Annotated in this window: 6 protein-coding genes; all 6 read left to right on the top strand. The window is 61.5% G+C overall.

Annotation, left to right across the window (positions count from 1 at the left end; translation table 11 throughout):
• Positions 1-37: 37 nt before the first annotated feature.
• Positions 38-7768 carry a PLxRFG domain-containing protein gene (locus H9529_RS20490; RefSeq protein WP_223814436.1) on the top strand — a complete coding sequence of 2577 codons (7731 nt, stop codon included), beginning with the start codon at positions 38-40 and terminating at the stop codon, positions 7766-7768.
• Between the two features lie 104 nt (positions 7769-7872).
• Positions 7873-8493, top strand: a complete 621-nt coding sequence (locus tag H9529_RS20485; protein WP_092892204.1) for a hypothetical protein — start codon at positions 7873-7875, stop codon at positions 8491-8493.
• Positions 8490-9116, top strand: a complete 627-nt coding sequence (locus H9529_RS20480) for a hypothetical protein (RefSeq protein WP_092892205.1) — start codon at positions 8490-8492, stop codon at positions 9114-9116. The genes H9529_RS20485 and H9529_RS20480 overlap by 4 nt, the downstream gene beginning before the upstream one ends.
• A complete protein-coding gene (locus H9529_RS20475) occupies positions 9113-10816 on the top strand; it encodes a hypothetical protein (protein ID WP_190305773.1) in 1704 nt (567 codons plus the stop codon). Before H9529_RS20480 ends, H9529_RS20475 begins: the two co-directional genes overlap by 4 nt.
• Positions 10813-11235 (top strand): hypothetical protein, encoded by a 423-nt coding sequence (locus tag H9529_RS20470; protein WP_092888285.1) that lies wholly within the window; start codon positions 10813-10815, stop codon positions 11233-11235. Before H9529_RS20475 ends, H9529_RS20470 begins: the two co-directional genes overlap by 4 nt.
• Positions 11232-11531, top strand: coding sequence for a hypothetical protein (locus tag H9529_RS20465; protein ID WP_092888288.1), 300 nt, complete (start codon positions 11232-11234; stop codon positions 11529-11531). Before H9529_RS20470 ends, H9529_RS20465 begins: the two co-directional genes overlap by 4 nt.
• Positions 11532-11535 lie beyond the last annotated feature (4 nt).

Raw genomic sequence — 11535 nt, 5'->3', positions numbered from 1 at the left:
GGCTCTGGTCAACAGGTACTTCCTCGAAAACCCCGACATGATCCTTGGTGAGCAAGGTCTGTATGACACTTTGACCACTGGTGCGCGTGTGGGCGTTCGGCCAAAGCCCGGCGCCGACCTGCGGGCCGATCTTTCGCGCGCGGCGCAAGCGTTCCCGCGTGACATCATGTCAGTGGCAACGCCTTCGGCAGAGCTTGGCGCTATTGACGCTGCATCCCCGGAAACCAAGCGCGGTGGCTACTACCTGAAGGACGGCACGCTGCACCAGTTCAACGGCACCGAGGGTGTCGAGATAGGCTTGCGCAGCAAGGCAAACCCCAAAGGGATTGCGAAGGCCGATAATGAGCGGATCATGGAGCTTGTCCCTATCAAGATGGCCCTGCGCGACGTCTACGCCGCTGATCTGGATGAAAAGGATGCATCTGCCGCGCGCAAGCGGCTGAACGACGCCTATGATGCATTCGTGGAGCGGTTCGGCCCGATCAACAAGGAGGTGCGCACAGAGCGCCGCCCCAGCCGCGTGCAGATCGAAACCATCCGGCAGCGCGCCGCTGAGGACGCCAGGTCGAGAGGTGAAGACTTCGATATTGGTAGCTTTGACGCAGGACCGATGATCGAGGCCGGGGCGAAGATGGCAGAAATCGCGCGCGCGCGCGCCGAAGCCATGGAAAGCCCGGACTACAGGGAGGGCGATTTCAATCCCAGTTCTGTGCCCGATATGGTCATTGTCAAACGGCCCAATATTGAGCCGTTCATTGGCAATCAGGATCGGCTGGGTGATCAGGAGGGGTATCGCCTTCGCGCCATTGAGCACATCAACAAGGAGACCGGCGAAGCCTCGAAGGCCGCAGTCTTTACGCAATCCGCTGTCCGAAAGACCAAGAAGCCAGAAATCAATTCGCCCGAAGATGCCTTGCTGTACACGCTGGCTGAACGCGGCCGCATTGACATTGGTGCCATTGCCAAGCTGGCAAAGGTTAGCGAAGAGGCGGTAATTTCCGACCTCAAAGGCAAGATATTCCGTAACCCCGGAACCGGCGGCTATGAAACGCGCGCGAAATACCTGTCTGGGAATGTCCGCAAGAAGTTGCGGGAAGCGGAGCAAGCGGCGCGGAACGATCCGACATATGCTGGCAACGTCCGCGATCTGATCGACGTTCAGCCGGACCCCATCCCGGCGTCCGATATTCGCGTGCCTGTCGGCGCGCATTGGTTCGATGCCGCGACATATGGCGAGTTCGCCAGATCGAAGGGCCTTCAGCTGACCGCGAGCTTCAAGCCGTCTTTGGGCATATGGACCGTTGACGGTGACACCCGATCGGCAGAGGCGCGCAACGACTGGGGTACCGAAGACCTGCCATTTGCCGACCTGATGCGTCTGATCATGAACAACAAGTCCATTCAGGTGCGCCGCACACACACTAATGCTGATGGCACCAAAGAAACCCGGCTTGACGAAGAAGCCACGCAAGCCGCGCAGGACAAGGCGCAGGAAATCAGATCGGACTTTTCCGAATGGTTCTGGTCGGATGAAGGCCGCGCTGCGAAGATGGAGGCGCTTTACAATGAGACCTTCAACTCGGAAGTCGCCCCAAAATTCGATGGTAGCTACCTGACAACGCCCGGTGTCAATTCCCTCTGGTCGTGGCGGCCGCACCAATCCGGGGTCATCGCCCGTATCTTGCAGACCGGCAACACCTACATGGCGCATACCGTTGGCGCAGGCAAAACCAGTGCCATGATTGGCGCGGGCATGGAGGCACGTCGTCTGGGTCTGGCGCGCAAGCCCATGTACTCTGTTCCCAACCATATGCTTGACCAGTTCGCTACCGAGTTTTTCGAGCAATACCCGCTGGCGAATGTCGCGATTGCCGATGAAAGCCGCTTCCACACATCGCGGCGCAAGGAGTTCGTCGCCGACATCGCGATGAATGACTATGATGCCGTGGTTATCACGCACTCTGCACTTGAGCTGATTCCGCCCAGCGAAAGCGCTGTCGGGCTTGCCGTTGCCGACATGCTGCAAGACGTGCGCGAGGTTTACGACAGCACCGGAGCTGGTGATCGTGGCATCGACCAGGCACTTCTTGGGTCTATCAAATCCATTGCCGGTTCTCTTGGCGTCAACGTCAAGGACATCGAAGGTGCAAAGACGAACACACGCAAGAAGATCGAGCAGCTTCTCGAAGCCGCAGAGCAGAAGATTCAGCGGCAAACCTCGTCCGCGAACAAGGATCAGGTGTTTAGCTTTGATGAAATCGGCGTTGACATGCTCTTTGTCGATGAGGCGCACCTGTTCCGCAAGCTGTCTTTCGCCACGCAGAATGGCAACATCAAGGGTATCGACCCGAATGGCAGCGCGGCCTCGATGGACCTGTTCATAAAAACGCGGGTGGTCGAGCAGAACAACCCGGGCCGGGGCCTGATCCTCGCATCCGGGACGCCGATCACCAACACCATGGCCGAGCTGTATTCGCTGTCCCGCTATATCCAGCCGCAAGCGCTGGCTGATCGCGGGGTTTCGTCCTTCGATGCTTGGGCGGCAACGTTCGGTATGACCGAAACCGCCCTGGAGCAAGACCCGGCTGGCGGTTATAAGCAGGTGACACGGTTCGCGAAGTTCCTCAATACCCCGGAGCTTTCGCTCATGGTGCGTCAGACCATGGACATCGTTTCCGGCGCGGACCTTGAGCAGTATGTCACGCGCCCGAAACTGAAAGGTGGCAAGCGCAATCTGGTCGTGGTTGAACCCTCGCCGCATGTCAAAGCCTATCAGCAGGGCCTTGCGGCGCGGATGGAGGCCATATCGCAGCGCAAGGGCCCGGTGAAGAAGGGTGATGACATCTTGTTGAGCGTCATCAACGATGGCCGCTTGGCCGCCATTGACATGCGCTTGGTGGACCCCGACGCAACCGGCGATGGCTCGAAGCTGGAAGCCGCGATCCAGAAGGTGTTTCGCAACTGGCAAAAGGGTGCAGATACCCCGTTTTACGGGGTCAAGAAGGAGGGCGGCTATACCGACAAGCCCGTCATGCGCGGGCCAAGCACCCAGATCGTATTCTCAACGCTTGGCGTGAACCCCAGCAGGCACAACCCGGGCTTTTCTGTGCATCGCTTCATCAAGAGCGAGCTGATCCGGCTGGGCGTTGCTGCGGATGAAATCCTGCTGGCCGAAGACCTGAACAGTCACGGCAAGAGGCAGCGCGCGTTCAACGACCTGAATGACGGGAAAAAGCGCATCCTGATCGGATCGAAGACCCTTTTCACCGGGATGAACGCACAGCGGCGCATCGCAGCGATCCACAATCTGGACCCGCTGTGGTATCCGTCCGACGATGAACAGCGCAACGGTCGCGGCATTCGTCAGGGCAACATGAACCCTGAAATCGAGATCAACGATTACTCGACCAAAGGAACGTACGACGCCACCATGTGGCAGATGATGGGCCGTAAAGCAGCCTTTATCGAGGCGTTCTATCGTGGTGATCCGACGGTTCGCGAAATGGAGGATCTGGGCGAGGCCAGCCAGTTCGAGCAAGCCAAGGCTATGACGACTGCCGACCCGCGCGTGCAGGTTCTGACCGATATGAAGGCGCAGCGCGATACCTTGACGCGCAGAAAGAACGCTTCCTATGGCCAGCGCCGCAGGCTGGACCAGCAAGAACGCAGCGCCACGCGCGCCGCCGAAGCTCAAGAGGCTGAATTGCCTGTTTGGCAGCAAATGGCAGCGCGTGTGGTTGATACCAAGGGTGACGCATTCAAGGGGAAGGTTGGCGATACCGACTATGACAGCAGGTCAGAGTCCGGGAATGCGCTGATCTCCATTGCAGACAATATGCTGCAAGATACCGACGGGCCGGTACGCGCTGATGTTGGCGAGGTCGGCGGCTTCCCCATCCAGATCAAGATCAGCAGAGGGGCACAGACCACCACCTTCCTGATCCCGATCCTTGACGAAAAGAGCATTGATGTAGGGTGGACCATTGATCCCGTTGGTTTGATGCGGCGCCTTGAAAACGCGGTCCAGGGCCTCAAGCAGATTCCGGCGTCGATGGAGGCCGACATTGCTGAATATCGAGAGAAGGCTCAGGGGTATCGTCAAGCGCAATCGCGTCTGAAGGACTTTGCCGAACAGGAAAAGCTCGATGAGCTGGAGCAGCGTATTGATGACCTTGAAGGCGAAATGCTGTCCGAGACCAAAGAAGAAAAGCAGTCTCGATTTGATGAAGACGGCCTCAACCTGAACTTTTCGGGTGAGCGCGACAACGAGGCAATGCCATATGGCTGGGGTGAAGTTGAGCCTGATGCGCCTGTAACGCCCGCCCAGATGCGCCAGATCGTGCATGACGTGCACGCTGAGATGAAGAGCGCCGGGCTGGATGGCAAGATTCCGGCAAAGGTTGTCGAGGGTCTTAGCACGGCTTCTGGCATCTCGATCCAAGGCGCGTTCCGCACATACCAAAGCGGGCGCACGGAGATATTGGTAAACCCAGACAGCGCGGACAGCCCGGTGGGAACGCTGCGCCATGAGATTGTCCATGCCCTGCGCGATCCGGGTGTCTGGGGCAAGCCTTATGGCCTCTTCACCAAGGCGGAATGGCAGGGGCTGGTAGCCGCAGCCCGCGCGAACCGTCCCCTGATGACGCGTATTGACCTGACCTATCCTGACCTGAACCAAGCCGCGCGCCTGGAAGAGGGCGTGGCAGAGATGTATCGCATGTGGGCGCGCAACATGGACCAGCGCAGCGGGCTGGACCGGGCGTTTCAGAAGATGAGGGCTTTCTTCAGCGCATTGGCCGGCGCATTTCGGGGGCAAGGCTTCAACAGTGCTGCGCAGACCTTTGAAAGCATCGCGTCTGGCCGCATGGGCGGGCGCGGGCCGGGCGGTCCCAGCGGGGCGGGTGCGCGCCGCCCGGATGGCTGCTTCGCCTCGAATGCGGCGAGGTATTCCCGCCAGCTGGTCTCCGACGGCGGCAAGATCACAGGCGCCAAGGAACGCGGTGTGATCGGCCAAATGCTGACCGACGCCATGGGCGGCAAAAGCGACCGCTACAACATTCTGGCGTTGATGCCAGGTGAACCGCTGTTCGAAGAACTTGGCAAGAACCTGCCCTCGGCGCGGAAGTATGTCGGCATGAAGCATGCCCTCAGCGCAATGCGTAACGAAAGGCAGGCGACTGCCGCTGACGTGATGGATGAATGGCGCGGGTTCATGAGTAAAAACCCCAAATCCAACACCCGCCTGATGGAGTTGATGCACGATGCGACCATTGCGGGGTTGGACCCGGAGGCCGAATTTGAAGCGCGGCCCAAGCGCAACAACGAGCCTAAGGCTGAGTATGACCGCGACATCAAGGGCAAGCAGGAAGAGTTTAAGACGCTGCGCCAACGCTGGGAGGTAATGCCAAAGCCTGCGCAGGCGATCTATCGCAAGGTCAGGGGCGCTTACCGCGAGGCTGCCTATACTGAACGTGGGATCATCTTGGATAACGTCAGCAAGGCTATGGAGCTGAACCTGAAGCGCGCGAAGCAGCGGTATGCCGATGATCTGGAGCGGATCAAGGAAGATGGTCTGACCGGCGATGTCCGCGAAGTTGCAGTGGCCGAGGCCAAGGAACGACTGGCGGCCGTCCAAAAGCGCGACGGCTATGGCCGGAAGTCGCGGCTCAATTCACTGCGCCTGATGTTCGAGCAGAACGAGGTAGACGCCCCATACTTCCCGCTGATGCGGCATGGCAACTACTACGCCACGGTCAAGGATGCCGATGGCAAGGTGGTGGCGTTCTCGAAATTTGAGAGCGAGGCGGCTCAACGCAAGGCAGTGGCAGAGCTGCGCCGCGAGTACCCCGATGAAACGATCAAGCTGGGGACAATGGCGGGGCGCGACGGGGCGGCCCCCGAGGTGGATCCGAATTTTGTTGCCGATGTTGAGGCGCTGATCGGCGCGACGGTCGCAGATCCTGTCCTGATGGACGCGATTTGGCAGCGGTACTTGGAAACGCTGCCTGACTTCTCGATGCGCAAATCCCGCATGCACCGCAAGGGCACACCCGGCTTCACCAATGACGCCTTCCGCAACTATGCGCGGCAGATGTTCCACAGCGCCCACCAGCTGGCGCGGCTGAAGTACGGCCAAGACATGCAGATGGCACTTGATGACGCGCGGCGCGAGGCCGATGGCGCAGATGATCCCAACCGGGCAACACTGGTGGTCAACGAAATGGACAAGCGCCATCAGTGGATCATGAACCCCCAGACCAGTGCATGGTCGACCTGGGCCACCAGCGCGGCCTTCGTGTACTATCTTGGCGCGACCCCAGGGGCGGCGCTGGTCAACTTGTCGCAATCCGTGATCGTGGGTATCCCGGTTCTTGCAGCAGCGTTCAAAGGCGCGACCGTGGGGCAAGCGTCCCGGCAGATGATGCGCGGCCTGCGTGAGTTTGCTATGGGTAAAGGCAGGCTGTCCAACTCCAAGCACCTGAGCCCTGATGATCGTGCCGCCCTGCAACGCGCCCACGATGCCGGTATCATCGAGAAAAGTCAGGCGCATGATCTGGCCGGTATCGCGGAGTCGGGCGTCGAATATTCCGACGTCCGGGCGCGCATGATGCGGCCTATCGCATGGATGTTCCATAATGCCGAGCGCATGAACCGCGAAATCACGTTCATTGCCGCGTTCCGCCTTGCGCGGCAGCATGGAAAGACCGCTGATCAGGCATATACCGATGGCGCGCGGCTGACGTGGAAGATCCATTTCAACTACGAATCCGACAGCCGCCCAAGGCTGCAATTCAATGATACTATTAGGGTTTTTACAACCTTCAGAAATTTTCAGCTCAATATGCTGTATCGCTTGTTCAGGGACACGCACCAGTCTTTCAATGGTGAAACCCCCGAGGCGAAGCGGGAGGCGCGCGCGCAGGTGATCGGCATTACCGGCATGATGATGTTGATGGCGGGCGTCAGCGGGACATGGGGCTACGCGCTGCTGATGACGCTGCTTGGCGTCTTTGCCGAAGGCGGCGCGGAAGAGATCGAGGAAGAAATCAAGGAAGGCTTGGTCAACACCTTGGGGGCTGATGTCGCTGGCTTGATCCTCAAGGGCGTGCCCGGGCACCTGACTGGGACCAATCTTTCCAGCCGCATCGGTATGCCGGAATTGTGGTTCCGTCGCCCGCAGCGTCAGGAAGAAGGGCAAGAGCTTTACCAATACTGGGTGGAGCAGTTGATCGGCCCGGTTCCTGCGATTGCCAGCAATGCTTTCCGTGGCTACAGCATGGCAAAAGAGGGCGAAATCTGGCGCGGCGTAGAGACGGCATCGCCCAAATTCGTGCGCGACTACATGCGGGCAGCACGCTACTCGCAAGAAGGCGTCACCACCTTCAATGGCAACACGATCATCGAAGATATTAGCGCGGGCGATGCACTCACTCAGGCGTTGGGCTTCACTCCTGCCAAGGTTTCCGAGCGATACCAGACCAATAGCGTCATGAAGAACGCAGAGCTGAGGATTAGAAGGCAGCGCAGCCGTATCCTTGGCGGTGTCTGGGATGATGTCAGCGCGGGCAATCCCGTCAGCGCGCGTTCGCGTGATGCAATCCGAGACTGGAATGCGGAACACCCCGAATATCCGATCACAGCGGACACGCTGCGTCAGTCTATGGCGGCGCGGCAGCGCGGGCAGATCGAGACGGTCGACGGCATCAGGATCAACAGCAGGCTGGACCAGTCGATACGAGAAGGCGCGGCACCGACAATCTATCAGTAGATGTTTCACTACTGACGACCACTATATGTTGTGTTAATGTGCTGCAAAACGAGCAGCATTTGGAGCCGATAATGGCAGGGCCCTGCACAGTTTATGGAGATACCGTGACCTTGGGACTGACACCCAAGGCCGGTGTCTCTTTGGTTTTTGACAGGCGACCGAACCGGATTTTCAGCACCGACGGCAAGATCGGTATTCCGGCCAACGAAACCACCGTCACTGATGCGGCGGGTGAATTTTCAATCCAGGTAGCGCCGGGCGCATATCAGTTGATCGTGCGCGACAGAAACGCTGAGTATCCTCCCGTCCCGATCATCGTTCCCGCGATTGATACTGTCGATTTGTCAGCGCTTATCGGCGCAATGGCGCCGCCGGAGCTTTCCGTCGCACAACAGGCCGCCCTGGACGCGATACAAGCAAGCGTATCGGCGGCCACGTCGGCGGCTGATGCGCTGTCCTCGGAACAGGGTGCCGCCACCAGCGCGGGCAGCGCCGAGGCCGACCGGCTGCTGGCACAGGCCGCGCGCGTCGGCGCGGTGGATGCGCAGACAGGGTCCGAGGCCGCCCGGGATGATGCAGTGGACGCGCGCGATCAGATCGAGGGCAACAGCGTCTGGTACCTGGCCGATGATGCCGACAGCGTGACGCTTGGCGTCGGCGATCAGGTGATCGTGGCCGAGGCCTCCGGTCCCTATCCCTCGGTCACACTGGCGTTTCTGACATGATGCGCCCCCAGATCACACTGCTGAAGGCAGAAGCCGTCACCCAGATCGCGGATGATCTTGCCGGTGTCGTCGCGTCGGATCGCGCGCTGGCCGAGGCCGCCGCACAGACCGCAGACGCCCAGGCAGACGCGGCAGCGGGGCAGGCGTCCGTGGCGACGCAGCAACGGGCTGATGCCGAGGCCGCGCGCGACGTGGCCATCTCCCGCGCTGACCTCGCACAATCAGCGTCGGGTACCGCAGAGGCGCAGGCTGGCATCGCCACGACGCAGGCAGGGCAGGCCACGCAGGCCGCGACTGCCGCGTCTCAATCGGCTGTCGGGTCGGATGCGGCGCGCGTGGCATCACAAGAGGCTGCTGCCCTGGCGGCAACACGCGCCGACGTCGCGCTGGCACAAGCGGGCATCGCCACCGGCGCGAAGGTCGATGCGCTGGCCTCAGAGGAAGCGGCCGCCGCCGCGCTGGTGGCGCTGCAAGAGCGCAGCATCTGGTACGTCGATGATGACGCGACCAGCGTGCGCATGGGTGTTGGCACCCTGATGGTTGCCGCTGACGGCGCCACTGACATCGAGGTCTCTGGCGAGACCTTTTCCATCCCCACTTTGACATTGGAGCTGCCGGTATGAGCGTGCAACAATTCGAGCTGCTGAAGAAATCGGCTCTGCAACCGACGATCGACGCGCTGACCGCTGCGACGGCGGCAGATGTGACCGCCGCGACAACGGCGCGCACCGGCGCTGAAACCGCACAGGGGGCTGCGGAAACGGCCCGCACGGGGTCCGAGGCCGCGCGCGATGCGTCGGTGGCCGCCCGGGATGCCACTGAGGGGTTCCTGGAGAACACCGAGGCCGCAGCGGCCTTGGCGACGGTCGCCCCCACTGCTGACCGCGTGCCGCGCGCGGCCGTGGGCACGCCGCACCTCGCCCGGGGATGGATCAGCCCCGAGGTCATCCCGTTCGGCATCATGGCACAGCAACCCGATGATCAGCCGGTCCCGGCGGGGTGGTGGGAATATGCCGCCCCTGCAGGCGGGCTGCGCATGATCAACAACTGGCAGCCGCAGGCACTGGGGGCCGGGGTCGTGGATCTGTCCCGCCTCGATCTGGCCTATACCGACACGGCGGGCACATTGCTGGCGCAGCCCGGGCAGGCGGTGGCGGCGCTGCGCGATGGCAACGGGGCCGTCGTGGCCACACAGGCCACCAGTGCCGCCCGGCAGACATACGGGCGGCACCCGGCGTCGGGCATCCGCAACCGCGCCAAACGCAGCGCGGATGTCGGTTCGGCTGTCGCATGGCCGGAAACGAATGTCGCAAACGGCATCACCTGTACGAAGGCCGGTTCGGGCATCGACACTGACGGGCTGCCGTTCGTGCTATATGATGTCGTGGGGACCGCCACAGCGGTTTCCTTCTTCTCCATTGTGAGTTCGGATCTGACCCGCTCGGCCGCGTTGTCGGGGCAGACGTGGACCGGAAGCTATCTGGTTCAGCGCGTCTCAGGGGCAGCGCCTGGCAACGCGCAGACGGGTGTGCGCATCGACGTGCGCGGCGAGACCGCCCCCAACTCCGAGACTGAGGCGACATTTGGTGAGCCGGTTGCCCCTGCGACAGAGACGCTGCGCACGATCTCCCGCACTCTTGATAACGCCGCCACAAACCAGGTGCGTGCGAACCTCGCAATTCGGGTCGAGAACGGGGATACGGTCGACTTCCGCGTGAAGATCAAGGCGCTGCAATTCGAGCAAGGCGGCGTGCGGTCAGTCTACCAGGCCGCCTTGTCCGAGTTCGACATCAGTGAGGCGGGGCAGCGGGACGTCTATTACCTGAAGCCCGACGGTATTGACGACTGGATGTCTTTCGCTACCCCGTTTGCCCCGGGCGGGCCGTTCACGCTGGCTGCGATCGTGAACGGCGGAACAGGGTTTCCGGCGCCGATGTGCTTCGGTTCTGCCGGGGGCCTGTCGTCATACAATCTCGCGCATGGCGCGGGCGTGCGCATGGACGGCAACGGGAACAGTGTCACCTTTGACGCGGCAAGCGACCCTGCATGGCCCGCGTTGGAGGGGAGCAGGCGGGTTGACCTCTCCAGGATCAACGGCGCGGCCTCTGCCGAAACCTGGCGAAACGGGCAGAAATACGCGGGCACGCCGACGATCACCGGGGACATTCTTGATGTAGCAGGGTTCGACACCCTGTTCCGCTCCGGCGGCAGCTACGGCTCATCGCGCTACTATGGTGGCGCCCTTGTCCCCAAAGCCATCTCTGAGCCGCAGCGGCGGATGCTGCAACGCTATCTCGCCAGCATAGGAGGAATTTCACTGTGAGCACCCGTGTTACCGTATTTTGCCGCGCCGATCAGGTTGATGATGCCCGCGCGCTGGCCGCATACCTCGATGATGACATCGGGGGGCTGGGCACGTTCGTGCCGGGCTACATTGACGCCGAGGGCGCGGATTGTGTCGCCGCCTCCGGGCCGAAGTCGGACGCCTGGCTGGCCCGGGCGCGAGCACCGGTGGGCGACCGGCCCGTCTGGGACAGCGATCAGGTGATCAACATGACCGGCGCTGCTCGGGCGTTGGCCGCGACCGTGTTCTGGCGCCCGTTGGACGCCGAGGGCGAGGCTAACCCGCTGCCGATATGGGACGGCACCCAGATAATCGCGTTGGTCGCGATGCCGCCTGATGTGGCGCTGTCGATCATGGCCACGCTGGGGGTGGTGCCAGTCGCGGAGCCTGACACATGAGCCGGGGCGCAATCCATCAACTCGGCCACGTCGCCTATGAGGTGGTCTATGCGGTGACCTCGATCCTGTCGCGGACGCTCAATGCGCTGCTGCTGCGCGGGTCAATGCATCAGACAACATCAAGCCGGGCGTATGTGGAGAGCTTTCACAGCGAAGGTTGGGCGCGCGGGCGTCGGGCGATCAACGCGATTTTCTTCTGGCAGCAAGATCACTGCGTCGAGGCGTGGGCATCAGAGGTCAACAGGGCGCGCAAGGTGCTGGCGCGCAACGATGCGCTTTTCCGCGCGACTGAATGAAGGA

It is taken from the genome of Roseicitreum antarcticum (genome assembly GCF_014681765.1).
GTDB lineage: Bacteria > Pseudomonadota > Alphaproteobacteria > Rhodobacterales > Rhodobacteraceae > Roseicitreum > Roseicitreum antarcticum.
The sequence above is the reverse complement of the archived record's forward strand: the minus strand, read 5'-3'. Positions and strand labels throughout refer to the sequence as shown.

Excerpts from the sequence above, each read along its gene's own strand:
- H9529_RS20490 (WP_223814436.1), top strand. The coding sequence starts at position 38 with ATGATCCTTGGTGAGCAAGGTCTGTATGACACTTTGACCACTGGTGCG.
- H9529_RS20480 (WP_092892205.1), top strand. The coding sequence starts at position 8,490 with ATGATGCGCCCCCAGATCACACTGCTGAAGGCAGAAGCCGTCACCCAG.
- H9529_RS20475 (WP_190305773.1), top strand. The coding sequence starts at position 9,113 with ATGAGCGTGCAACAATTCGAGCTGCTGAAGAAATCGGCTCTGCAACCG.
- H9529_RS20465 (WP_092888288.1), top strand. The coding sequence starts at position 11,232 with ATGAGCCGGGGCGCAATCCATCAACTCGGCCACGTCGCCTATGAGGTG.